General features: G+C 65.5%; 18 protein-coding genes and 2 pseudogenes. 5 read left to right on the top strand and 15 right to left on the bottom strand.

The window, feature by feature from the left end:
- From IDH44_RS15935 to IDH44_RS15890, 10 genes and pseudogenes are all read right to left on the bottom strand, one after another.
- Positions 1-1989: pseudogene (locus tag IDH44_RS15935) on the bottom strand (hypothetical protein); the annotation flags it as partial.
- Positions 1986-3233: a TIGR02678 family protein gene (locus IDH44_RS15930; RefSeq protein WP_190919309.1), complete on the bottom strand. Its 1248-nt coding sequence runs from the start codon at positions 3231-3233 to the stop codon at positions 1986-1988. The pseudogene IDH44_RS15935 and the gene IDH44_RS15930, both read right to left, overlap by 4 nt.
- Positions 3226-4740, bottom strand: coding sequence for a TIGR02677 family protein (locus tag IDH44_RS15925; protein WP_190919307.1), 1515 nt, complete (start codon positions 4738-4740; stop codon positions 3226-3228). The genes IDH44_RS15930 and IDH44_RS15925 overlap by 8 nt, the downstream gene beginning before the upstream one ends.
- A 612-nt stretch (positions 4741-5352) precedes the next feature.
- On the bottom strand, positions 5353-6846 hold the full coding sequence (locus IDH44_RS15920) for a DUF445 domain-containing protein (protein ID WP_190919306.1): 1494 nt from the start codon (positions 6844-6846) through the stop codon (positions 5353-5355).
- Positions 6843-8123: a DUF445 domain-containing protein gene (locus tag IDH44_RS15915; protein ID WP_190919304.1), complete on the bottom strand. Its 1281-nt coding sequence runs from the start codon at positions 8121-8123 to the stop codon at positions 6843-6845. The genes IDH44_RS15920 and IDH44_RS15915 overlap by 4 nt, the downstream gene beginning before the upstream one ends.
- Before the next feature lie 223 nt (positions 8124-8346).
- On the bottom strand, positions 8347-9150 hold the full coding sequence (locus tag IDH44_RS15910; RefSeq protein ID WP_190919302.1) for an ABC transporter ATP-binding protein: 804 nt from the start codon (positions 9148-9150) through the stop codon (positions 8347-8349).
- A gap of 7 nt (positions 9151-9157) precedes the next feature.
- The gene (locus IDH44_RS15905) at positions 9158-10243 is read right to left on the bottom strand and encodes a FecCD family ABC transporter permease (RefSeq protein WP_223869721.1); all 1086 of its coding nucleotides are present in this window, start codon (positions 10241-10243) and stop codon (positions 9158-9160) included.
- Positions 10240-11430, bottom strand: coding sequence for an ABC transporter substrate-binding protein (locus tag IDH44_RS15900; RefSeq protein ID WP_190919298.1), 1191 nt, complete (start codon positions 11428-11430; stop codon positions 10240-10242). Before IDH44_RS15900 ends, IDH44_RS15905 begins: the two co-directional genes overlap by 4 nt.
- A gap of 22 nt (positions 11431-11452) precedes the next feature.
- Positions 11453-11881 (bottom strand): (2Fe-2S) ferredoxin domain-containing protein, encoded by a 429-nt coding sequence (locus IDH44_RS15895; RefSeq protein WP_190919296.1) that lies wholly within the window; start codon positions 11879-11881, stop codon positions 11453-11455.
- 359 nt (positions 11882-12240) lie between these two features.
- The gene (locus IDH44_RS15890; protein ID WP_190919294.1) at positions 12241-12762 is read right to left on the bottom strand and encodes a VOC family protein; all 522 of its coding nucleotides are present in this window, start codon (positions 12760-12762) and stop codon (positions 12241-12243) included.
- 167 nt (positions 12763-12929) lie between these two features.
- On the opposite strand from IDH44_RS15890, the gene IDH44_RS15885 reads away from it, so the two are divergent.
- Positions 12930-13775 (top strand): helix-turn-helix domain-containing protein, encoded by an 846-nt coding sequence (locus tag IDH44_RS15885; RefSeq protein ID WP_190919292.1) that lies wholly within the window; start codon positions 12930-12932, stop codon positions 13773-13775.
- A 181-nt stretch (positions 13776-13956) separates the two neighbouring features.
- Here the strand turns inward: IDH44_RS15885 and IDH44_RS15880 are convergent, their stop codons facing one another.
- A complete protein-coding gene (locus tag IDH44_RS15880) occupies positions 13957-16002 on the bottom strand; it encodes a GTP-binding protein (protein ID WP_190919290.1) in 2046 nt (681 codons plus the stop codon).
- Positions 16003-16214: 212 nt separating this feature from the next.
- A complete protein-coding gene (locus IDH44_RS15875) occupies positions 16215-16796 on the bottom strand; it encodes an LOG family protein (protein ID WP_190919288.1) in 582 nt (193 codons plus the stop codon).
- A gap of 182 nt (positions 16797-16978) precedes the next feature.
- Here IDH44_RS15875 and IDH44_RS15870 point away from each other — a divergent pair.
- Positions 16979-17221 (top strand): annotated as a pseudogene (locus tag IDH44_RS15870) (Ger(x)C family spore germination protein); the annotation flags it as partial.
- 522 nt (positions 17222-17743) lie between these two features.
- Here the strand turns inward: IDH44_RS15870 and IDH44_RS15865 are convergent.
- Complete coding sequence (locus IDH44_RS15865; protein WP_190919284.1) at positions 17744-18406, bottom strand: hypothetical protein; 663 nt, start codon at positions 18404-18406, stop codon at positions 17744-17746.
- 179 nt (positions 18407-18585) lie between these two features.
- On the opposite strand from IDH44_RS15865, the gene IDH44_RS15860 reads away from it, so the two are divergent.
- Positions 18586-20238: a CAP and S-layer homology domain-containing protein gene (locus IDH44_RS15860; protein WP_190919282.1), complete on the top strand. Its 1653-nt coding sequence runs from the start codon at positions 18586-18588 to the stop codon at positions 20236-20238.
- A 119-nt stretch (positions 20239-20357) separates the two neighbouring features.
- Here IDH44_RS15860 and IDH44_RS15855 read toward each other — a convergent pair whose 3' ends face one another.
- Together IDH44_RS15855 and IDH44_RS15850 are read right to left on the bottom strand one after the other, a co-directional pair.
- Positions 20358-21278 (bottom strand): HpcH/HpaI aldolase family protein, encoded by a 921-nt coding sequence (locus IDH44_RS15855; RefSeq protein WP_223869719.1) that lies wholly within the window; start codon positions 21276-21278, stop codon positions 20358-20360.
- A gap of 25 nt (positions 21279-21303) precedes the next feature.
- The gene (locus IDH44_RS15850; RefSeq protein ID WP_190919280.1) at positions 21304-22272 is read right to left on the bottom strand and encodes a Gfo/Idh/MocA family oxidoreductase; all 969 of its coding nucleotides are present in this window, start codon (positions 22270-22272) and stop codon (positions 21304-21306) included.
- 226 nt (positions 22273-22498) lie between these two features.
- Here IDH44_RS15850 and IDH44_RS15845 point away from each other — a divergent pair, with 226 nt between their 5' ends.
- Together IDH44_RS15845 and IDH44_RS15840 are read left to right on the top strand one after the other, a co-directional pair.
- Entirely contained in the window at positions 22499-23134 is a 636-nt protein-coding gene (locus IDH44_RS15845; protein ID WP_223869718.1) for a TetR/AcrR family transcriptional regulator, read from the top strand.
- Between the two features lie 173 nt (positions 23135-23307).
- Entirely contained in the window at positions 23308-23952 is a 645-nt protein-coding gene (locus tag IDH44_RS15840; protein WP_190919277.1) for a peroxiredoxin-like family protein, read from the top strand.
- Positions 23953-23982 lie beyond the last annotated feature (30 nt).

The following is a 23982-nucleotide window of genomic DNA, read 5'->3' as shown; positions in this document are numbered from 1 at the left end:
CTCCGGCTCGCGGCTGCGCGCCCAGGCATCGCGCTCGGCCTGCAGCGCCTCACGCTCGGCCTCGCGCTCGCGCACGCGCTGCTCCAGCTCGAGCCGCGCCCGCAGCCGGCGCTCGCGCCCTTGCTCGGCCGCCTGCCGCACCGGCTCGCGCACCGCCTCCAGTCGTTGCTGCTCGTAGCCGAGCGCGCCGCTCGCCGCCTGCAGCGCCTGCAGCTGCGCCTCGCGCAGGCGCAGCTCGGCCAGCCCCTCGCGCCAGACGAGCAGCCGCTCCTTCCAGGCGTAGAGCGCGGTCTCGGCCGCCTCCGCCGCTGTGCGCATCGCCAGCTCGGCCTCGTCGCGCTCGGCGCGCAGCTCCCCGAGCTGCCGGTCGAACTCCGCCACCAGCCGGCCCGCCTCGCGCTCGCGCTCGGCCAGCTCGGCCGCGCCCGCGAGCGCGGCGCGGTGCGCCCCCACATCGCGCCGCCACGCCTGGACGAAGGCCGTGTCCTCCGGCGGCTCCGGGCTCCAGTAGCGCGTGTAGACGCCGTGATCGGCCAGCTCCAGCTCGGCGGCCAGGCCGTCCAGCTCCTCCAGGCCGTCGCGCTGCATCTCCAGCAGCTCGGCCTGGAGCTTGCGCGCCTTGTCCGCGGCCAGCTCCGCCGACTCGCAGCCGCGCAGCGCCGCCGTCAGCCGCTGCTGCGCCTGCTCGGCATACGTCTCCGTCTCGCGCAGCGCCTGCTCGGTCTGCTCGAGCTCGTGCTGCTTCTCCATCGCTTCGCTGCGGCCGAGCAGCTCCAGCTCCGAGTCGGCGGCGACCGTCTGCTCCTGATTGGCGGTCTGCGCCGCCGCGATCTGCTCGCGCCCCTCAGCGGCTGCGCGCAGCTCTCCGCTCAGCCGCGACAGCTCGCGCTGCGCCTCCTGGCGCTCGCCGTGCGCCTGCAGCAGACGCTCCCCGCTGCGGTACAGCAGGTGCCGGTTGTATTGTTCATAGCTACGGCTCAAGCGCTCCAGCTCGACGCGGTGCAGCTTCAGCTCCTCCAGCCGGTCGGCGAGCTGATCCATGTCCTCCATCACCTCGGAGAGCGGCCGCAGCTCCTCCTCGTGCAGCGGCGGCAGCGCCCGCACCAGGATGTCGTAGATCGCCGTCGGCTTCACGTCCTTGGACAGCTTCGGACTGCGCAGCTGGATGAGCAGATTGAGCAGATCGACATACGCCTCGCGGTCGTGATAGCCGAACAGCGCCCGGTTGACCAGGTCCCGGTAGCCGCGCTGCTCCTGCACGACCTGGCCGCCGGCCCCGATCGCCTCGGTCAGCCCTTTGCGGTCGAGCGGGTATTTGCCCTGCCCCTCCTCCAGGAGCACCCGGTCATACAGCCAGAAGTCGCGGCCGATGCGGCGGCCATCCTCCAGCACGAAGCCCCAGAAGCCGACCTGCGAAGCGCCGCGCCGGGCGCGCAGACCGATGCCGATCGTCTTGTAGATGCCCTTGACCGGATGGTGGAACTCCAGCCACAGATAGCCGGTGCGGTCGCTGTGCTCCTCCTTGTCGCCGAGCAGATAATATTCGATCTTGCGGTCGCGCGAGCCGAACGGATCGAGCCGGTTCGGATGCTTGTCCCCGTCGAGCACGAGCGGGATCAGGCTCTGCATCGTCACCGACTTGCCGGCGCCGTTGGTGCCGCGCAGCACGAGCCGCCCCTGCTCCAGCTCGAATTCCTCCTCCTCGTAGAACCAGAAGTTCAGGATGCCCGCCCGGTGCATCTGCCAGCGCTCGCGCGCCTCCCGGCCGGCCTCCGGGCGCTCGTCTGACGGGCGCTCGAAGGTCGTCTCTGCAGCCCCGGCTGTCCCCGACGCCGTGCGATCCATCTCAGCTTCCGCAGCGGCCATTTCCGTCCTCGCCTTGTCCGTCGCAGCACGCGCAGCAGCCGTCTCTGTGCTCGACCTGTCCGTCGTCGTATTGGTCGTGTCCATCTCAGTCCTCGCTTCCTTGGCAGTCGGATAGACGCTCATCGCGCTCCGACCTCCCCGTCATCCCAGGCATAGTCTGCATTCCACCGCGAGAGCGCGGCCGAGACGACGAACTGCTCGCCGCCCTCGCCCGATCGCCATGCGCCCAGGCCCCACTCCGCCATATGCCCCGTCAGCGCGGCCGCGAGCTCGCCCAGCCCCATGCTGCGGTGCTCCTTGCTCCAATAGTCGCCGTAGCGTTCCTTCATCTGATACAGCAGCCCCTCCAGATCGGTCGCGCTCAGCTCCACCGTCCCCTGCTCCGTCACGTGCCAGTCGCGCTCGCCGAGACGGCGCCGCAGCTCGCCCGCCAGCAGCAGCGCGAGATCCGAGACGGCCGCCGCCGTCGGAAAAAGCGTGCATTCTCCGCTGGGCTCGGGATGGTAGAAGTACAGGCCCTCGCGATAGCGGCTGCCCTCCAGGCCGAGCATGAACTGCAGCTGATCCATGATCGAGCGGCGCTGTGTCTGCACGTAGAACAATTCGTCCTGCGCCCACTCGCGGTCGGCTACAGCCGGCTCGAGCAGCAATCGCCGATAGACGCGGTGCCGCCGGCGGCGCAGCTCGCCGTCGGTCGTCTCCGAATACACGGTCTGCTCCTGATGGGCCTCGATCGTCTCATAGGCCTCCAGCTCGCGCGGGAAGTGGCGCAGCACATAGCGCGCCGTCGGCGCGCACTCGTACAGCACATTCTTGGTGCGACTGTCGTCGCGCGCCCACTCGCCCTCGTCGCCGTCGATGTGGCGCAGCACCCCGAGCTGACGCAGCTTCTTGAGCGCGCGCACCATCGACATGCGGTGGCCATAGTTCTCCCAGTCCATCGTCAGCCCGACCGCCACGAGCTGCTCGCTCACCTGTTCGATGATATCCGTCAGCACGAACTGGTCCAGCTCCGTCTTGTTCTCCAGGTACCACAGCGCATAGGTGAACAAGGCATAATCGCGCGGCTCGCGAAATTCGGCGATGCCCATCCACGGCGCGGCGGCGACCGGCGACTTGTCCAGCTTGGCCATCGTGCGCGTCAGGATGAGCGAGAATCCGGCATACTCCGCGAACCAGTCGCGCAGCTCCTGATACTGGTCGCGAATCGCGTAGAACAGCTCCGGGTCCTCGTCCTTGGTGATCCAGTGCCGATTGAGCAGCGCATGCGCGCTCGCCCGCCGCCGCTCGTGCCAGTGCTCGCCGTCCGCCTTGCGGCTCGCGCGCATGCGGCGCAGCGTATAGGAGGTCGTGCCGCCTCTAGCCATGCGTGCTCGCCTCCTGTCCGGCTGCGACCTCGAGGCCGTAATTGCGCATCGTCAGCTCGCCGTCCTCGCTGCGCAGCACCGCGACGTCGCGCGCGTCCTCGGGGACGCTCAGCGTGATGCGATGCCCGTCCGCCGTCTCAAACGACCGCGAGGCCGCGGCCGTGCAGCGTCCGATCCACTGCAGCAGCCGCAGCCGTTCGTGCATGCGCAGCACCGGCATCTCGCCGATGCGCACGCTCCCCAGGGCCTGCATCCGCCTTACGAATTGGCGCTCCTCCTCCAGCTGCCGCTGCACCTGCTCGCGATAGGCCGCCCGGCTCGCAGCGTGACTGCGCATCGGCTCGGCGGCCGTGCGGCCGATGCGGCGGCGGCTGCGCGAGCGAATGAGCCGCACATTGGGCGCCTCGTCCCAGCTCGACACATCCGCGCGCTCCGTGCCGCGCTCGTCCTGGCCCTGCATATGCCGCGTCGCGAACAGGCCGAAGGCGTACGCCGCCAGCCGGTGCGCGTCCTCCACCTGCTCCAGCTGCGCAAATCGCCGCGCCAGCGTCTCCAGATCCCGACGCCGGCTCACCCCGCCGCGCCGCCGCTCCTGCAGCCGGACCGCGCTGCGCACCACCTTGGCAATCGCGTCCTTGGTCGCCCGCTCCAGCAGCGTCAGCTCGCTCGGCTCCAGCGCGTCGCCGACGAACCAGCGCTGCAGATTGGCCCAGCCCTGCTGCAGCTCCTGCTCCAGCTCCTCGGCCGACTTGCCCGCCTCCAGGCGCGGCTTGGCGAGCTCGCCCTCGATGACCTTCTGCACGTAGGCGTCCCGCAGCCCGTCGCCGATCCGCTGCAGCTGGCCTTCGATCTTGTAGGCGCTGCGCTGCAGCCCCTTGACGAAGTGCTGCAGGTAATGCACGAGGTTGTCCTTGAGCGCGAGGAAGCCCTCCGTCGCCATCATCTCCTCGGCCTGGATCGAGTGGATGCTGGCGATGAAGTCGGCGGCGTTCTCGTGCATCGTCTTGAACGCTTCGTAGAGCTGCTCCCAGTGGCTCAGCGCCTCCCCCGGCTCGAACTCCAGCGCCCGCAGCCGCACCTCGTGAATGCATGAGGTGATCGTGTCGAAGTATGTCGTCTCCAGCGAGCCGCCGTAGCCCTTCACCTGCTCCAGCGCCTCCAGCATGCGCTCGATCTCGATCGCGTATTGCGTCAGCATGTACTGGCTCTTCTTGCGCATGTATTCTTCCACGGACAGCGCCCGGCCCCCGTCGTGGCGGGAGGCCAGATTGCCCCAGCTCTTCAGGCTCTCCAGATCGGACATGCACTGCTCCAGCGTATAGCCGTCCAGCACGCCCCAGGCGAGCACGCCCGCATGCACTTCCTCCGGCCGCAGCCAGTATTTGAGCCGCTGGTATTCGGTATAGCAATAGGTCATGACCGCCCGGTAGCGCGCGACGTTGGTCGCTGTCAGATACGACAGCTCCGGCACCGCCCGCAGCTTGTCCGGCGTGATAATCGGATCCACGCACGACGCCTCCTTTAGGTTGCAATGCATCGGGTTGGCATGCATTGAATGGAATTCAATTGGAATGGATTGGAATACAGGACTACTCTGGCTTGGCATTGTTCTTTTGCACGTTCTACATTTGCTGCTCCATTTAGGTAGAATCACGTAGAAGAACGTCGATGGTAATGTCCCATTTTAGTAGAATAACGTCATTGGCGGACGGTTGCAATATGCCTTTCGACAATTTCCGAGGGCGGGCGATGCCGGATTGCGTCATTGGGGCGTTGCATTATTGCGCCATTGCATTATTGCGTCATTATCATCACATCATCGCGGCATGCAGCAGCTCTAACGGTCACCAGCGACGCTTAGCGGTCAATTCCGCCAGCTACCCGGCCCATTATCCCCGCTAAGCGTCGCTCATGTCCGTTACAGCCAGGCGGTCGAGCAGGCCGCCTCGACCAGCCTACTTGAACGGCCTGGCTTGATTGGCTGGCTCGATCGACTAGCTCGACCGACTAGCTTGATCGGCTGGCTCGATCGGCCTGCTCGCCCCGCTCCTCGAATCCGCGCGCTAAGGCATGCCTCCGCGCGCCGCTCGCGGAGCTATGCCTTAGCGAGCCGCGCCCCTCACGCCCCCAGCGCCCGCAGCAGCGGATCGTATACCCCGTGCAGCAGCAGATAGATCAGCGCGCCCGCGGAGGCGCCCAGAAGTGCGCCGTTGAGCCGAATGCGCTGCAGATCCGGATCGACGCGGCGCTCGATGAGATCGACCAGCCGCGCCTCCGTGAAGCCGTCCAATGCGCCGCGCACGACCCGGCCGATCGCGGCGTGGCCGCTCTCCAGCATACGCGCCAGCAGCTGCTGCAGGAACGATTCCACATTGCGCTGGGCCCGCTCGTCGGCCTTGAAGGCCGCCCAATTCGCCAGCAGCAGCCGATCCATCCACGAGCGGATCGCCTCCGGCTGCAGCGCCCGGTCGCCGTCCGCGATATACCGGATGCCCTCGGGCGAGGTCAGCATGCCCGCCATCGATTGGAGCAGCGACAGGATCGCCGGCTGCAGCGAGAGCTGCTCGGCCAGCTCCTGCTTCCAGCGCTCGATCGCAGCCGCCGCGTCGGCACTGGTCCGCAAGTGGCCGGCCAGGTCGTGCAGGCTCTGTTCCAGCTGCACCCGCAGCGGATGCGACGGCTCCTGCAGCTCCGCCATGAAGCGCTGGAGGTCGCGGTGCAGCGTATCCGCCGCCTCCTCCAGATTGACGGCGTCCAGGGTCTCCGCCAAGCCAAACAGCGCTCCCTTGAACCAGCTGCCGAGCGAGCCGTCATAGGCCAGCTGTTTTTGCGCTTCCTGCTCGAGCATGTCCGCAATCGCCCGGCGCATCTCCTCCTGCGCCATCCGTTCGGCCGCATAGCCGATGAGCTGGCCGATCCACTTCTGCACATCGTTGTGGCGCAGCAGCCAGGACAGCGCGATGCCGCTGTAGCGCGTCAGATCGGCGCGGCGCAGCGCTTCGCGGGCATGGCCGTCGAGCTGCTCGGCGAGCTGACCCAGATCGGCGCGGCGCAGTAGATCCATGGCGACGCGCCAGCCCTGCGAGGCGAGCGCATCGAGCCCCTGCCGGCTGTCCGCCCAGTCGATCGCCTGGCGCACGAGTGACAGCCGGCCGAGCCGCTCGCGCAGGAAGTCCTTGGCGAGCAGCTGCTCCTCGACCATGCGCACGATGCCGTCGACCAGCTTGTCGCGATTGCGCGGCAGGATGCCCGTGTGAGGGATCCAGCGCATGCCGAGCGGACTGCGGAAGAGCACCGTCACCGCGAACAGATCGGCCAGTGCGCCGACCAGCCCCGCCTCGGCCGTATATAGCAGCAGCTGCGCCCACCAGCGTCCGGGGTAGAGCTGCAGCAGAATTGCGGAGCCGGCGAACAGCAGCGCCAGCAGCAGCAGGCTGAGATTCGCCATGCGCCGCATGCTTTTGCCATGTGCCCGCTGCCGACTCTCGGCCTTACCGCCATCGCTTCCGGCCGGATTGCCGTCGCTCTCGTACTGCGCCCCGGCGCGATTGTCCTCCCGGTCCTCACGCCTAGCCTTCCTGCGCACGTGCTCCCTCTTCTCTCGCTCGCTCATAGCCGCCCCTCCCCGAGCCACGCCGTGGACAGATCGAGCGCGATGCCGACCAGCGCGCCGACGATCATGCCGTTGAGGCGAATGTACTGGAGATCGCGGTGCGCCTTGTCCTTGACGAATGCAATCAGCTCCTGCTCGGACAGCGCGCCGAGCTTGTCTTGGACGAGCGCCCCGATCTTCGCATGATTGCGCTCGACCCAGCCCTCTAGCTGTCGCTTGAGCTCGGTATCGAGCCGGGTCCGCCACGTCTCGCTGGCGGCGAGCCATTCGATGCCGCGGCGAATCTGGCCGGTCAGCCAGCGATGCGCCTGGCTGCCGTCCGCGCCGCCGTCCAGCCGCTCGCGCAGCTCGGCGAGCTTGCGCGCGAGCAGCTCCGGCAGCGACAGCTTGACGCTCGCCTGGGCGAGCAGCCGCACCTTGTACCGCTCCACCTGCGCCCGCAGCGCCTCGTCCTCGCGCAGCCGCACCGCCAGCGTGCCCAGCTGCGCCTTGAGCCGGGCGCCGCCCGAATGACCCGGCGCGCCGAATTCGCGCAGGAAGCGCGCGAGCCAGTCCTGGACCTTGGCGCTGATCGTGTCCGCATCCAGTCCGGCCAGCCGATCGACGAACCGGCGCTGTGGCTTGCCCGCCTCGTAGCCGAGGACCACGGCCGCCGCGAATTCGCGAATGATCGACCGGATCGGAGCCGATCCGGCCAGCTCGGCCAGATGACGCGTAGCGAAGCGCACGATCGCATCGTCAGCGCCGGCCCGCAGGCTCCACTCCAGCAGGTCGGCCAGCAGGTCGGACGCCTGCAGCGCGTCGGCGTGTCGGTTCGCATAGCGCTGCAGCCCGGTCGCGAGTTCCTCCGCATCCACCCGCTGCAGCAGATCGGCGGCCAGCCCGGCCGCGAGCGTGCCGAGTTCCTCCGCCCGCTGCGGCTGACGCAGATCGCCCAGCAGCAGATCGGCCACCGGAATGTCCCGCAGGGTGCGGCTGACGTGCTCCACCGTCAACAGCTCGCGCTCGACCAAGTCCGTCAGCTCGCCGATCAGCCGCTCGCGCTGACGGGCAATGATGCGCGTGCCCATCCAGCGCGGCCACGGGATGCGCAGCGGATGGCCGAACAGCGCGCTGACGGCGAACGAGTCGGCGAGCCCGCCGATCGTCGCCGCACTGAAGGCGGCGAACAAGAGCCCGCCGCCAAACGTGTGCGAAAAAGGATACGTCGCCAGAATGCCGACGCCCGCAACGCCCAATATAAGGTTCGCTTTCGTACGCATGCCGAGTTTGCCCATCGCGCTGGCTCCGTTCTGTCGCTGGCCTGTTATTCCTTCTATTGTACATGATGCGGCTGGTGAAACAAAATGAACGACGTCAAAAAGGACCGCCGTGCCTACGGTTTCACCATAGGCGCGACAGCCCTTCCTTATTCGGCCCAAACGTTCAAGATTCGAGCGAGCGCTCAAATGGGCGCAGCGCGTCGGCAAGCGCAGCGCAAGTCTTCTTCCTGGCATCGGCTCAACGCGCGGCTCCGCCGACTGCCGCCTCCGGCTCGTGCAGCGGCCGGATCGGCACGACCTCGAGCCCGTATTCGCCCGGCCTCACCTGCGCTTCCACGCCATATACCTCTTGCAGCGCCTGCTCGGTCAGCACTTCCTCGGGCGTACCGGCCGCGTGCAGCCGGCCGTCGCTGAGCAGCGCCAGGCGGTCGGAGTAGCGCGCGGCGATCGAGAGCTCGTGCATCACCAGGACGATCGTGCGCCCGTCTCGCCGCGCCGCCCGCCGCACGAATTCCAGCACCTCCAGCTGGTGCCGGATGTCGAGCGCCGAGGTCGGCTCGTCGAGCAGCAGGATGGCCGGCTCCTGCGCCAGCGCGCGGGCAATGTGGGCCTTTTGCCGTTGCCCGCCGCTCAGCTCGTTCAGGTAACGTCCGGCCAGGTGTGTCATGCCGAGCTCGCCCAGGACCGCGGCCGCAATCGCCACGTCCCGGCTGCCCAGCCCCCAGCTGACATGCGGCCGCCTGCCCATGAGCACCAGATCGAGCACGGTGAAGGGCTGTTCTTCGCCTGACGTCTGCGGCACGTAGCCGATCTGCTTCGCGCGTGCGCGCCGCGCCATGGACGGCAACCGCGCGCCGTCGATGCGCACCTCGCCGCCGGCAGGGACATAGATGCCGCCCATGCAGCGCAACAGCGTGCTTTTGCCCGAGCCGTTGGGGCCGATGATGCCGAGCACCTCGCCCTCGCGCACCTCCACCGAGACTTCGCGCAGCACCTGGGTCTGTCCGTAGGCGAAGCGCACCTTGTCTGCCACGATCTTCATCCGTCCCTCACCCCCACCACTGCCGGCGCTGCCGGATCAGCAAGTACATAAAAAACGGCACGCCGATAAACGAAGTAATGATGCCGACGGGGATCTCGGTAGGCGCAATGACGGTGCGGCCGATTGTGTCGGAAACGATCAGCAGCACCGCCCCCATCAAGGCCGAGCACGGGATCAGGTAGCGATTGTCGCCGCCGACCAACATGCGGCAGATATGCGGCGCCATGAGGCCGATGAAGCCGATGATGCCGGTAAACGCAATCGTCGCAGACGCCGCCAGCGTCGCCAGCACGAGGACGAGCAGCCGCAGCCGCTTCACGTGCACGCCCATGCTGGCGGCCACTTCCTCGCCGCCGGCCATGACGTTGAGATTCCAGGCATTGGCCAGGAGCACGAGCAGAATACCGACCACCAGCGGCAGCAGGATGGCTACCACATGCCAGCTCGCGCCCCACAGCCCACCCATCAGCCAGACGACAATCTCACGCAGCGCCTCGTGGTCGGAGACATACTTCATCACCGATACGCCAGCGGAGAAGACGTAGCTGATCGCCACTCCGCTCAGCAGGTAGGTCGCCTTGCCGCTGCCCTTGAGCGAGGCGACGAAGTAGATGAACAACACCGTAGCCATCCCGAAGAAAAAGGCGCTGCCGATAATCCAGTAGCGCAGATTGCCCGGCAGGCTCGCGCCTGCAATGATCGCCACCGAGGCGCCGAACGCCGCCGCGCTCGATAGCCCCAGCGTGAACGGCGACACGAGCGGATTGCGCAGCACGCCTTGCATCACTGTGCCCGAGCCGGCCAGCGCCAGGCCGGTCACCAGCGCCAGCAGGATGCGCGGCAGTCGCAGCTCCCATACAATTGCGTTGCCCAAGGCATCGACGCTGCCGCCGGCCAGCCCCAGCTTCACGAGGATAACGTGCACGACGTCGCCGATTCCGAGCGAGGCCGAGCCGAGCGTCGCCGCGCCCAAGACCGCCAGCACCGTCAGCGCCGCCAGCACGAGCAGCACGAGCAGCTTGCGCCCGGCATGCTTGCGGTGCAGTTCGCCGATCGCAGCGGCATCCTGCACGCCGCCGCCATGCTTCGTCATTCGTACACCCATTCGCCCTTGTACGGTTCCCCGTAATAGGTCTCCAGGATATCCTGGAACAGCGCCGTCGGGTCGAGATCGTCGTATCGCTCCGGATGCAGCCACTTCGCCAGGTACGTCAGCCCCACCGGTCCGAGCGGATCGCTCGTAATTTTGTTGGAGATCAGGTAGACGCGACCGTTCTGGACGGCATTGATCTGGTCAAAGCCCGGGCGCGAGACGATCTCCTCGCGAATGTCCTTCAGGTTCGCTTCGTTGCCGCCATGGAAGCCAAGATCCGTGGAGCTGGCATATTTGATGATGACGTCGGGATTTTTTTCGACCAGCCACTCGGCGCTGACCTGCGGATTGGATACCGGCTCCTCGCCGGCGATGTTGATGCCGCCAGCCATCCGGATCAGCGGGTCGGCCCCGGTCCCGCCGGAGAATGTACGATACGCGCCAGAGCTCGATTCCCAGTAGACGGTCGGCTTGTCCGTCTCCTCGAGATCGGCCGCCCGTGATTCAATCAGCGCCCAGTGCGACTCGATAGACGCCGCATACGCCTCCGCCCGTTCCTCCGCGCCGAACAAGCGGCCCAGCGTGCGCAGCTCGACCGGAATCAGCTCGGTCTTGTACCCATAGATGCTCAGCACCGGCACGCCTGCTTCCTCCAGCTTCGTCGCAACATCCGGATCGATGTAGCTCGCCAGCACCGCATCGGCCCCCAGCGTCAGGATCTGCTCCATGTCCGGCGTCTTGCTGCTGCCGACGCTGGGCAGGCTCGTCACGAACGGCGGCCATGCGGTTGAATCCTTCGTGAAGTCGTCGACGGCCACCACGAGGTCGGATAGTCCGAGCGCCTGGAACATACTGGCCGGGTAGCTGCCAAGAATAACCACCTGTTCCGGCGTCTTCGCGAAGGTATGTGCCTTCTCGTCCGAATCCGTCACCGTGATGTCAGACGGCGGGGCCGCCGCTTCGCCACTGCCCGAGCCCGCCTCTCCCGCCGCACTGTCACCGGAGTCCGTTCCGACCTGTCCGCCTGGCTCCGAGCCTGCGCCGCTGCCCTGCCCCTGCTGCGTCCCGTTCGCTTGCTGATTGCCGCTCGCCTGCTCTGTGCCGCTGCCGCAGCCTGCCGCAATAAGCAGCAGCAGTCCGAGCGCGAGCGTCAGTCCCCATATCGATTGCCTCGTCTTGATGTTCACGTTTTCCTCTCCCATCACCATTTCATTCTTCAAAATCGACGACGTACGCTTCCGAACGCTGCAACCGACCGTCCACCATCGCGTAGCTCGTCCACTCGTCGATTGAGCGGCCATGCCGCAAGTGCTCCCGGGTCAAGCGCGGCACGCGCGCTGCCGTCATGCCGCGATACCAGGTCGCTTCCGGATAGACCACCAGCGCGCAAGCATCCGAACAGCGGCCGATGCATTGGGCGCTGGCGGTGACGCGGACCTGCTCCTCCAGATCTTGTGCGGCGACCTCCTCGCGCAGCGCCCGAATCACTGGTTCTGATTCGCGACGCTGGCAGCAGCCGCCGTTGCAGACCAGCACATGATGCTGCATATCGAGCATGCGCCGATGCGAACGCCGTTTGAAAAATTGGATCTCTTCGGGGGTACGTTTCTTCCTGGAGCCGGATTGCTGCTCGCGCATCAATCTCCCCTCCCATAATTGTGTTTTTGGAGCTTTTTGGTTCGGACCGTTTCATTGTAAAGAAAGACAAGCGCGGAATATAATGACCTATTGGAGTCATCCGGCAGCGATTCTGTGAACAAATCGTGACAACAAACGGTGAGGCGCTTTGTCAAACGAAAAAAACCTGCCAGAGCGCCCGGTGGCCTCCGACAGGTTTTTATAAAAAAGCGCTGCGTCTTGAGCAGACCGCTACTAAGTCTCCACACAGGACGCTAAGTCTCCAGACGTGCCTCAGGCGTGCCCCGGACGCGCTCTCCAAACACACTCCGGATGCGCTGCATGACGGCGAGCAGTCGAACGCGTCATGCGCCTGCAGTCTAAGATTGCTGCTGCGACCGGCTCCATTCCTCGACACGGCGGGCGCTCTCCTCGTCGGAGAGATCTTCCACGCGCGTCATGATCGACCAGCGCACGCCGACCGGGTCGAGGATGCTGGCGTAACGATCCCCGCTCACGAAATTCGCCGCCGGCTCGCGCACCGTGGCGCCGGCCTCAACCGCAAGCGCCAGCGTCCGGTCCACATCGGGCACGTAGATGCTCAGGGAATAGCAGGCTTGTCCGTCGCCGGGCGGCAAAACGAGCTTGTAGGCGGGATTGGCCGCCCCCAGCTGCAGGAAGCCGTCGCCAAAATCGAGATCCGCGTGCACGATCATGCTGGCGCCATTTACTTCAAATTCGGTCACTCCCTTGGCCCTGGCGCCGAAGACCCGCTCATAGAAGGCAATGGCGGCAGCCGGGTCGCCAACCGCCAGGAACGGCGTCAGCGCGGTCGCGCCATGCGGCTTGCCGTTGGTCGTGTATTGGCCCGTCGCGCCGGCCGATTGATTGAAATGATTCATCGTCATCTCCTCCGTTCGTCTTGATCGTGCTTAGCCTGCGCGGCCGCCCCCCAATTGCGCACCGGCTGCGCATCTGCTACGCTTCGATTATAGACATGCTGTCCGGCTGCGTCTTGTAAAAAGGCGACGGCGCGCAAAATCAAGCGAGCAGGAGGGACTATCGGCCAATGAAGGAAAAGCAGAGCAATTCAACGCGCGGCATCGTCCACGCGGACGCCGGGCGCGACAAGTTCTCGCTCGCTCGCTTCGAGCCAGGGCCGGGACTGGAGCCATTCGTCGAGCACTACTGGGCGCTGGGCTATGACGTGCCGCCCGATACGCCGTATACGCAGACGGTGCTGTCCTATCCGAATGTGCACCTCGCCTTCGAGCAGGACGAGCACGGCCGACGCGGGCTCGTCTACGGCGTCCCGCAGCGGCCGTTCGTGCGCGAGCTGCGCGGCGCCGGTCACGTGCTGGGCGTCAAGTTCCGCGCGGGCGGCTTCTATCCCTTCTGGCGACAGGACGTCGCCCGGCTGACCGGAGCGACGGCGCCGGCAAGCGTCGTGTTCGGCACGGAGGCCGCTGCATGGGCAGACGCGGTGCTGGATGCGGACGGCGATGCGGCGCGGGCCGAGACGGCCGAGCGCCTGCTCGGCGCGAAGCTGCCGCAGCGCGATTCCCGTGCCGAGCTCGCAGAGCGGATCGTCCAAGAGACGATGCGCGACCCGCATATGCTGGGCGTGGAGCAGCTATCCGCGCGCTACGGGCTCTCGATTCGTCAGCTGCAGCGGCTATTCCGCAGGACGGTCGGCGTGACGCCGAAGTGGGTGATCAAGCGCTTTCGCCTGCAGGAGGCAGCGCTGCAGCTCGAGCGCGGCGAGGCCGGGCATTGGGCGGAGCTGGCGCTGCAGCTCGGCTATTACGACCAGGCCCATTTCATCAAGGACTTCAAGTCCGTGCTCGGCGTCTCGCCGGCCGCCTATCGGCGCGAAGCCGCCGCCCCGCCTTCGCCCGGCAACGAACGGTCGTAATCGCTCGCCTGCGTGCCGCTCCGCGCTGCTACGTGCTGCTGCCTGCCGCTCCGTGCTGCTACGTGCTGCTGCGGCGGTCAGCAATCTGACGGGTGCTGCTACGACAGTCTGCGATTCGTCGCCCCCCTTCCGGGCGGATTGGCCCGCGCGAACCATGATCGCGCGGGCTCAGCATGATTGCCTATCGCAGATGCATATAGCGTTCTGCCTCGTCCCACGGCACCGAGTAGCCGCTCCCCTTGGCGCAGAAGATCGAGGAGGAGGTGTAGAGCGGATCGGCCTCCTTGCGGTAGCTCCGGCGCGCGATGACCGCCTCGGCGTTGTGGCAGGGCGCATAGCCGGCGAGGCGAAGCTGCAGGGCGCCCTTGCCGCCGGTGTGCGCCGCCAGCTCGGCGCCGTAGTCCATGAAGGTCGCCACCGGGGCCGTCCCCCGGACGATGGCATGCCCCGCGCTCGTCTCCGGTGGCTCGAAGCACCCCGCCGCACGCTGGATGTCGGAGAGCACCTTGCCCAGATGGTCCAGCTCGACACGCAGCTTGAAGGCGTAGACCGGCTCCAGCAGCACGTTGTCCGCTTGCTCCAGTCCCTGGCGCAGCGCGCGGAACGTCGCCTCGCGGAAGTCGCCGCCGTGCGTGTGCTCGTGATGCGCGGCACCGCGCAGCAGCGTCACCCGCACGTCGGTCAGCGGCATGCCCGTCAGCAGGCCGTGGTGGTCGCGCTCCCGCAGATGCGCCTCCACGAGCCGCTGATGCGCTGCGCTCAGCTCGTGCACGTGGCAGTCGCTGCGGAAGGTCAGACCGCTGCCGCGCGCGCCCGGCTCCAGCCGCAAGTGGACCTCGGCATAGTGACGCAGCGGCTCGAAGTGGCCGTAGCCGATCACCGCTCCCCCGATCGTCTCCTTGTAGAGGATCGCCGGCTCCTCGAACGTCACTTCGTAGCCGAAGCGCTCCCGCACGAGCGGCTGCAGCACCTCCAGCTGGATCGTCCCCATCACATGGATGTGCAGCTCCTGCAGCGACTCCTCCCACACGACATTCAGCGACGGGTCCTCCGCCTCCAGGAGGCGAAACGCCGCCAGCACGTCCTTGGCCGGCAGCGCCGAATCGTAGGCGACGCGCGAGGTCAGAGCCGGTGTCAGCTCGTAATCCGGGCGGTCCGCACAGCTGCCGAGCCCGAGCCCGGCCGGAGCGGCCGAGAGGCCGACGACAGCGACCAGCTCGCCCGCGACCGCCTGCTCCACCGGCTGCAGCCGGGTGCCGTGCGCGCGCAGCAGGCGCGTCGCTTTTTCCCGCATGAGCGCTGCTGCGCCGTCATCGCCGGACATCTCGGATGGACCAGACATATGGGATGGACCCGACGTCTCTGTCATGCGCGGATAGACCAGCTCGTCGCGCACCTTGAGCGTGCCGCTCAGCAGCTTGAGATACGTCAGCCGCGTGCCGGCCGCATCGTGACGGATCTTGTAGACCCGTGCGCCGAAGGGGGACTGCGCATCGTAGCGGCGCGCCGCCAGCAGGTGGAGCTGCGCCAGGAAGGCCGTCACCCCGATATCCTGCAGCGCGGAGCCGCTCGCGCACGGGAACAGGCGGCCGTCCGCCACGCGCTCGCGCAGCGCCTGCAGCCAATAGACGGAGCTGCGCTCGCCCTCAAGGTAGGCCTCCAGCAGCGTCTCGTCCCGCTCGGCGAGCTGCTCCAGCAGCGCTTCTCCGAACTGCGGAACGCCGGCGTCCTGCTCGGCAGCGGGTATGCCGAGTTGCCCGTCGATGCGCACCACGCCGTCCGATAGCTGCGTGCGGATCTCCTCCAGCACGGCCTCCGCCTCGGCGCCGACGCGGTCGATTTTGTTGATGAACAGCAGGGTCGGCACCTCGTGCTTGCGCAGCAGCTGCCACACCGTCTCCGTGTGTCCCTGCACGCCCTCCACGGCGCTGACGATCACGATCGCACAGTCCATCACACGCACCGCCCGCTCCATCTCCGGCGAGAAGTCGACGTGCCCCGGCGTGTCGATCAGATCGTAGATCGTATCGCGATAGGTCATCGCCGCCTGATCGGCGAAGACGGTGATCCCGCGGGCGCGCTCGATCTCGTGACTGTCGAGATGCGCGTCCTTGTGGTCGACCCGGCCCCGCTCGCGGATGCTTCGGGTATGATAGAGGAGCTGCTCGGCAAAGGTCGTCTTGCCCGCATCGACATGCGCAAACAGCCCGATGGTCATTCGATTCATAGTGGCTCCCTTTTATTTTTGGAACCAGTATAGCACAGTTGCGCCGCTCGGGAGCGGCGTACTTCTATGCCCTGCGTCGAGGGTTCTCCCACTCAATAGCGTTACTTTCTAACTCTATTGCTGCGGTTATGGAAAGCTCGCGCATCTGCTCCACTCCAGCGTCTGCTCCACTCTGGCGTCGAGTCTGCTCCGGCGTCGATTTCGCTCCGCTGTCACGTACGGTCGGGCGTCAGATACGTTCGGACAGCCGGCGCATCGTAATGCGCAAATTGGTGAAGCAAGCCCTCGGGCGTCGTGTCGGCCAGCAGCATCGCGCGATGCTGCTCCTGCATGAAGCCCTCGCCGGCCATATGCCCGAACATTGCAACCAGACCGTCATAATATCCGTTGATGTTCAATAGGCCGCATGGCTTGCGGTGCAAGCCGAGCTGGGCCCAGGTGAATATTTCGAAGTATTCCTCCATCGTCCCGGGCCCGCCCGGCATGGCGATAAAACCGTCCGCCAGCTCCGCCATCTTGGCCTTGCGCTCATGCATCGAGTCGACGACGATCAACTCGGTCAATCCCCGGTGCGCGATCTCCTTGCTCTGCAAGAACCCCGGCAATACGCCGATTACCTCGCCGCCCTGCTCCAGCAGCGCATCCGCCACCGCCCCCATCAAGCCGACGCACGAGCCGCCGTAGACGAGACCGATGCCGCGCGCCGCCAGCGCGCGGCCCAGCGCCTGCGCGCCCTCCTTGTAAACCGGCGAAGCGCCCTCGCGCGAGCCGCAAAATACCGCTATTGTTTTCATGGCTATGCACTCTCCCTTACTCCCATCGTAGCACGTTCGGGCCGTCCGGCTCCACCCTTTCCTGCATGCGGAAGCGGGCCCGGCGCCCTAGTTTTCCGGAGGCGATCCGAGCTTGTCGGCGGCGATCAGCCAGACCAGCAGCGGCAGGAAAATGATCGCATTCACCGGAATATAGCCCCAGCCAGCAGCCCAAAGGCATGCAGAATCAGCATTTTTTTCTCTCGGGCGAAGGCGACACGCTCTTCGAGGCGGCACGGATGATTCGCGCCAGGTCGGATCGCAAGCTGCTGTGGGGACATACGACGGTCGTGCTGCTCAATCGGAAGCTCGCCGAGCAAGGGGTGAGCCGGCATATCGAATCACTGCGCCGCCTGCGGCGATACGACCGCCCTGACCGACAAGGTGACCCTGATCGACGTCTATAGCGGGCTCATCAATCGTTACCACGACTTGAGTCTCCCGGCCATTCGCATCGTACCCGACAAAAACTCCAGAGCCGACGTCAAGCTCAATCAAGATAATCGCATTCGCAGCGATAGGCGGCGCAATTTGCACAGACCAATCTTGTCTGGTCTGCGGAATCTGCGCTCATACGAAGCTCACACGAACCAGTAAAGAATTCTAATGGACATGGGAGCCGCTTAGCGCCATTTTTTGGCTCCCTTCACCGTGTAACGGTCATGCGCGACGCTTAGCGGGTGAAACCGGCCCCTTCGTGACACCAAATGACCGCTAAGCGGCGCTGGTGGCCGTTAGAATCGCGCATTCGTCCATATGATGCGCTAAGCGTTGCTGGTGGCCGTTAGAGCTGCCGCCCGTGAACGGAGGCAGTCCTGCGCGCCTGCTATCTCCTATCGCCGATGCATGATGGAAAAAGCGCAGCGCAAAAAATCAGGGCGCCCTGATTGCGCCCTGATTTTTCGCGGCCTGCACCTGTGCGGCCTTCCTCAGCCTTTAGGCGAGTCCATTTTGACATTTTTGGCGGCTTGCTGCTCGCGGATGCTGTGCAGCCCCTGGATGACGAGCTCCGCAGGATCGCGGTTCAGCAAGTGATGCGTCATCATGACGTGCAGCGGCACCGCGCAGACATTGTTGCCATCCTTGATGCCCGGAAAGCCTGCCTCGAACACCGGCCCTTGCTTGGGCACGATGCCCAGACCCGCGCGCACCTGCTCGGGCGCGAACTCCTCGCGTACTGCAGCGATACAATGCGGCACGATCGTCTTATCGATCAGCGCCTTCGTCTCCTCTTCGCCGGCAGGCGGCTTGGGAAGCGGCCTGGCCTCTCCCTGATCCATCAGGTCAAAGTAAAACGACGCCATCCACTGTGCCGGATCCTTGCCCGACTGGAAGTGCGCGACCAGCTCCTGCAGGAAAAACCCGCAGGCGCACACCCGCTGCTCCTCGTCCTTCACCTGGAATACAAACACTGGGCCGAACCGTTCCTGGTTCAGCACCTTCCCTGCGACTTCGGGGAAAAATTGCCGAAGCGCCGTTATTCCGTTTTGATAAACGGCTTTGAGCAAAGCCGTCGTTTTTTCGCGATTCGCTTCCTTCTGCTGATCAGCGCCGGAAACGGATGCGTCTTTTTCATTCGATTTATCGGACATGTCTGCATCCCCCGTTTCCATCATATCATTTTCGGATGGGGACGCTCCACCCGCGTGCGCAAATTTTTCCTCTCCTGCATCGCGAAATTTGTCGTATAATGGAGACGAATAGCATATTTTGCTAATTAATCCGGATTGCGAGCCTTTGCAATCCACAGACATTGGGGGAGATGGATATAATGAAGCAGTACAAAACAACCGCGGCAGCGCTGCTCGCCGCTGTCTTGATCGGCACGGCGCCTGCGACGACGGTCGTGGCCAGCGCGAAGGGTGACGCAGCCTCGATCCAGGTGCTGGCCGACGCAGGAGGCGACGCGCTCCCACTCCAGAGGCTGGCTGACGCGAAGGGCGACGCAGCCTCGATCCAGGTGCTGGCCGACGCGGCCGGCAGCGATGTCGCTGCGCGCAAGGCGGAGATCGCCGCCCGCTTCCGCGAACTGGACCGCTCGGCGCAGGCCGGCTACGCCGCTGCGCCGAGCACAGACGCGCCCTATGCCGCGGGCAAGCTGGACGCCGCGTATTTGCAGAATGGTCTGGCGGCGCTGAACTTCGCGCGCAGCCTGGCAGGGCTGCCGGAGGTCGGGCTGCTGGACGAATATGTGGCCTACGCCCAGCAGGGCACCGTGCTGATGGCAGCCTCCGGTTACGGTCATACGCCGGCCAGACCCGAGGGCATGTCGGAGGATTTTTACGACGCGGCGTACAAGGGGACGAGCCAGGGCAATATTGCCTACGGCTATCCCAATCTGTACGAAGCGATCCTCCGCGGATGGATGGCCGACGAGGATGCGCGTAATATCGACCGACTGGGGCATCGGCGCTGGGCTCTCAATCCTAGTATGGGCGCGACCGGGCTCGGCCAGACGGACAACCTGTTCGCGATGTACGCCTTTGACACCTCTGCCGCGGAGCCGGCCTATGAGGCGATCGCCTATCCCGCCGGGGCGGCCTTTCCGAGCGAGATCTTTGACGGCGACTATCCATGGAGCATCACGCTCAATCCCGCGCTGTACGCCGCGCCGGACGCGAGCGCCGTCACGGTCACGCTGAGCGGCGAGGCCGAGCGCTGGACATTCTCGCAGGCGGATACGTCCTTTGCCTCGGACTACTTCCATATCGATACCGACGGGTACGGGGTGCGCAATGCAATCGTCTTCCGTCCGCACGGCGTCGCGCGCTACGAGGGCGCGTATACGGTCACGGTGAACGGGCTGGCCACCGCCGACGGGCGGCCCGCCACGCTGCGCTACACGACGACGTTCTTCAGTGCCGAAGACGCACCGGACAGGCCAGGGGAGAGCGATGCCCCCAAGGATGAGCGGCCCTCGCCATGGGCGCGGGCCGAGGTGGAACGCGCTGCCGCGCTCGAGCTGCTGCCGAGCGGACTGGACGGGGAGTATACCCGCGCCATTACACGAGCGGAATTCAGCAGACTGGCGGTCACGCTATACGAGCGGGTCCAAGGCGCGATCGTGCCCGCGGCGCCGTTCTCGGATACGTCCGATCCGGACGTCCGCAAGATGGCTGCGCTCGGTATCGTGAACGGGACCGGCGACGGCCGCTTCCAGCCGGACGGCCGGCTGACGCGGGAGCAAGCGGCCAAAATCCTCGACTTGCTGCTCGAAGCGCTGGATGAGCCGGCAAGCTCCGCAGCGCTCGATTACGCAGATCGCGGCCAAATCGCCGACTGGGCAGCCGCGCATGTCGCCTCGGTCAGCGCCAAAGCAATCATGGGCGGCGTAAGCGCCAATCGCTTCGACCCCAAAGGCACCTACACGCGCGAGCAAAGCATCGCCACGATGGTCCGCATCTGGGATCGGCTCGGCCTGTAGCAAAGACCAGGCCGTGACGCGCCAGAAAGCGAATCGCTCCTAAAAGGCGCCGGTCACACGTGGAACATGTGACCGGCGCCTTCTAGCGCGCATCGAAGAAGGCGGGGCCGCAACATCGCTTATGCCTCTGCCTCGCCGCTGCGGCCGCTATACAAGCCGCCGCCGGTGGACCCCGGCGCCCCGTTGCCGCCAGGGTGTGCCGGCCTGGCCGTCTCGCCCGGCTCGCTGACCGCTCCGGTACCGCCGACCGCGTCGGCCGGAGACGCGACATGCCGCAGGCCCTGCATCAGGCCCTGATAATATTGCCCCAGCCCGACCACATCCGCGCCGACGCTGATGAAGCGGTACCCCTCCCCGACCAGCGTCGCGAAGTTGTCCACACTGCCGACCGTGCCCGCGAACTTGCCATGACGCGCCGCCAGCTCGCCGATCCGGCGGCGCGTCTCCAGCAGGAGCGGATGATCCATCTGGCCGGGACAGCCGATCGACTGGCTGAAGTCGCCCGGGCCGAAAAAGACGATGTCGATGCCCGGCATCGATACGATCGCTTCCAGCTCTTCCAGCGGCTCCACATCCTCGATCTGTATGATCGTGAAGCGCTCTTCATTGGCCTGACGCATATAGTCGTCTAGCCCTACCATGCAGTAGGCGCCGTCCGCATTGCCGCCGTCCACGGGCCGCAGCCCGAGCGGATGGAACTTGGTGTGCCGCACCACCTCGGCCGCATCGGCCGCGCTCATGACATGCGGCACCATGATGCCGGCGGCGTCCAGCTCGAGCGGCCTCACATAATCGCTGTAGCCGCCGCGCGCCACGCGCACGATCGTATCGGTCTGGTGCACCTTCGCCGCCAGTATCGTGCGCTCGATCGCCGACCAGTCGTTGGCGACATGCTCCATGTCAGTCCACACACAGTCGAAGCCGCTGAGGGCCGCGATTTCCGCAGCTCGCGAATCGGCCAGATTCAATTTCGTACAGACGACAGTCTCGCCTCTGCGCAGCAACTCCAGCACCCGACTCTTGCGCATTGCATAGCTCATCCTCGCTCATCATCCTTTCGGCTAGTCATCGGCTTGTCACTTGTAACTCATCCAGGCGGACCACGCGTCCGTCCTGCTCGCGGCTCTGCAGCCCCGCAATCACCATCGTCACCAGCTCGCGCGTCTCATCGTGCGGGAACGGCCGCCGGCCGGTGCGCAGATAGTCCACGAATGCCGCGAGCTGCGCCTTGAAGGCGTAGAAGGTATCCTGGAACGGCACATGCACGGCGGCGTCCGTGCCGCATAGCTGCAGATGGCCAAAGGCGCCTGCCATGTCCGTCACCGTCGCAATCACGATATCCGCGCCGCCGTCGTGCGTGAGATGGACGATGTCGCGTCCGGGAGCGCCGGTATTGCGCACCGTGCGGAAGCCGCTGCCGAGGATCGGGTACAGCCCCTCCAATGCGTGAATGCCGTAGCGCTTCCACGACTTCGCCATCGTCATCGTGGCGAAGCGGAGCGCGCCCAGGCTGCTCGTCGACAGGCGATACGGCAGGAATTCCTTGGCGTACCGCATGCAGCTGCTCGACAGGATCGGGCGGCCGTCTGCCAGCCATGACTCGAACTGGCGCAGATCAGCCGCGTTGTCGGCGAGCGGCTTGTCCACGAAGACCGGGACCCCCGCCTCCACGAACGGGCGGCAGCGCGCGACATGCTCGCTCCCGATATCGGTCGCGATCAGCACCGCATCGACGTGGCCGATGACGTCCTCGGGCGCCTGCACGACGTGCGGGATCCGCGCCGCCCGGGACACGCGGATCGCGTCCTCCGGCTCGTCCGTCCAGATATGCGTCACTCGCGCGCCCGGGATGCCGAATGCGTCCGCGGGCTCTTTGGCCAGGTATTGCACGATGCCCGGATACGGGCAGCGCGCCATCGCCTCCGGCTCGTAGCCGTTGAAGATCGCGCTCCACGAATACGGATGCCCGTTGCCCTCCACCATGCCCAGCATCGCCAGCCGAATGTCGGGGCGGTTTACCAATGGACCCGTCATGCTGCCTCACCTCTTTTTTTGAATAATGTCCGGCTACCTTGCATCAAGGTTTCACTATGTAAAACAATAATTTCATAATATGAGATCAATATAGCATCAGATGATGGGCTTGTAAACCGTCCGCACCGCAAGAAGCAGGTTGCATCGCAGCCCGGTCGCGTGCCTGAGCGCAGAAAAACCCGGTTGCGGATGGATGGAACCCTTCTTTTTTTGCTATACTGTCGATATGAAAAACATAGCGAGCAACGGAGCGAACAACGGGCCGAATCGGCTCACGAAAAAGGGAAAAGAGACGCGCGCGCGCATCGTCGCCGCAGCGGCCGAGCTGATGTTCGGCAATGGGGTGGCCGGCACATCCGTGGAAGACGTCCAGCGCAAGGCGAGCGTAAGCGCCTCGCAGCTCTACCACTACTTCAGCGAGAAGCGGGCGCTCATCGCTGCTGTCGTGGCCTACCAGACCGAGCAAGTGCTGGGCGCGCAGGAGCCGCTCTTCGGCCGTCTGGACACACTGGAGGGCCTGCAAGCGTGGCGCGATGCGATCGTACAGCTCCAGCTCGAGCGGCAATGCCAGGGCGGCTGCCCGATCGGCTCCCTCGCCAGCGAGCTCTCGGAGACCGATGCCGCGGTTCGCGCCGAGCTGGCCGAGGCATTCGGCCGCTGGGAGCACGCGATCGCCGCCGGACTGCGGGCCATGGCGGCCCGCGGCGAGCTGCGGCCCGGCGCCAATCCCGACCGGCTGGCGCTGGCGCTGCTGGCCGCGCTGCAGGGCGGCCTGCTGCTGACGCAGGTGCGCAGAGACACGGAAGCGCTCGCCGCCGGGCTCGATGTGATTTTGGCGCATATCCGCGCACAGCTCGCTTGATCCGGCTGTGCGTTTTTTTGTGCCGCTTACCACTGCCGATACGGGTCCGCATGATGTGTGCGCTCGCCGTTGCCGACATGCGGCCAAAATGGAGTTGACACTCCAAAATTTCACAGGTATGCTTGTACCATAAAAATGGAGTGTTTAATCCAAAAGTAGAGAGGAAGATACATATGTCCTTGCAATCCGCCCTGCATCAAACGAAGCAGGCGTTCCTGGCCAATACCCCGGCCGACGTCCATCGCGAGCTATTCCGCTCGATCCGCGAGCAGGAGCAGTCCGGCGTATCATTCGGACTGGAAGAAGGCGCCAAGGCGAAGGACTTTACCCTGCACGATGCGCTCGGCGCACCGGTCAATCTTAATGAGCAGCTGGCGCAAGGCCCGGTCGTGCTGACCTTCTATCGTGGCGGCTGGTGCCCATTCTGCAGCACGCAATTGCGCGCGTATCAAAAAGCGCTGCCCGAAATCGAAGCGCTCGGCGCCAAGCTGATCGCGGTCAGTCCGCAGAGCCCGGACAACACCTTGTCCCAGCAAGAGAAGGAGGGGCTCCGCTTCCGGGTGCTCAGCGATACGCATGGCCTGGTCGCGGCCAAGTACAATCTGCTGTACGAGGTGCCGGACTATATTCAGTCGATCATGTCGCAGCAATTCGGCATGAGCCTGGCCGAGTACAACGCGACGACCCGCTGGATCCTGCCGGTCCCGGCGACCTTCATGATCGACGAAACCGGCATCGTCCGCAGCCGCTACGTCAACCCGGACTTCATGTCCCGTCCGGACCCGCTGGAGATACTCAGCGAGCTGCGCAAGCTGTGAGCGCTGCAAAGACCTCGGATACAGCTGAAA

It is taken from the genome of Paenibacillus sabuli (assembly GCF_014705605.1).
Lineage (GTDB): Bacteria > Bacillota > Bacilli > Paenibacillales > Paenibacillaceae > Paenibacillus_D > Paenibacillus_D sabuli.
The sequence above is the reverse complement of the archived record's forward strand: the minus strand, read 5'-3'. Positions and strand labels throughout refer to the sequence as shown.

Bases quoted from the DNA above. Each gene is read 5' to 3' on its own strand.
- IDH44_RS15915 (WP_190919304.1), bottom strand. From the start codon at position 8,123: ATGGGCAAACTCGGCATGCGTACGAAAGCGAACCTTATATTGGGCGTT.
- IDH44_RS15855 (WP_223869719.1), bottom strand. From the start codon at position 21,278: ATGAGCTATGCAATGCGCAAGAGTCGGGTGCTGGAGTTGCTGCGCAGA.
- IDH44_RS15880 (WP_190919290.1), bottom strand. From the start codon at position 16,002: ATGAATCGAATGACCATCGGGCTGTTTGCGCATGTCGATGCGGGCAAG.
- IDH44_RS15930 (WP_190919309.1), bottom strand. From the start codon at position 3,233: ATGGCTAGAGGCGGCACGACCTCCTATACGCTGCGCCGCATGCGCGCG.
- IDH44_RS15875 (WP_190919288.1), bottom strand. From the start codon at position 16,796: ATGAAAACAATAGCGGTATTTTGCGGCTCGCGCGAGGGCGCTTCGCCG.
- IDH44_RS15840 (WP_190919277.1), top strand. From the start codon at position 23,308: ATGTCCTTGCAATCCGCCCTGCATCAAACGAAGCAGGCGTTCCTGGCC.
- IDH44_RS15895 (WP_190919296.1), bottom strand. From the start codon at position 11,881: ATGCGCGAGCAGCAATCCGGCTCCAGGAAGAAACGTACCCCCGAAGAG.
- IDH44_RS15910 (WP_190919302.1), bottom strand. From the start codon at position 9,150: ATGAAGATCGTGGCAGACAAGGTGCGCTTCGCCTACGGACAGACCCAG.
- IDH44_RS15865 (WP_190919284.1), bottom strand. From the start codon at position 18,406: ATGTCCGATAAATCGAATGAAAAAGACGCATCCGTTTCCGGCGCTGAT.
- IDH44_RS15885 (WP_190919292.1), top strand. From the start codon at position 12,930: ATGAAGGAAAAGCAGAGCAATTCAACGCGCGGCATCGTCCACGCGGAC.
- IDH44_RS15850 (WP_190919280.1), bottom strand. From the start codon at position 22,272: ATGACGGGTCCATTGGTAAACCGCCCCGACATTCGGCTGGCGATGCTG.
- IDH44_RS15905 (WP_223869721.1), bottom strand. From the start codon at position 10,243: ATGACGAAGCATGGCGGCGGCGTGCAGGATGCCGCTGCGATCGGCGAA.
- IDH44_RS15845 (WP_223869718.1), top strand. From the start codon at position 22,499: ATGAAAAACATAGCGAGCAACGGAGCGAACAACGGGCCGAATCGGCTC.
- IDH44_RS15890 (WP_190919294.1), bottom strand. From the start codon at position 12,762: ATGAATCATTTCAATCAATCGGCCGGCGCGACGGGCCAATACACGACC.
- IDH44_RS15920 (WP_190919306.1), bottom strand. From the start codon at position 6,846: ATGAGCGAGCGAGAGAAGAGGGAGCACGTGCGCAGGAAGGCTAGGCGT.
- IDH44_RS15860 (WP_190919282.1), top strand. From the start codon at position 18,586: ATGAAGCAGTACAAAACAACCGCGGCAGCGCTGCTCGCCGCTGTCTTG.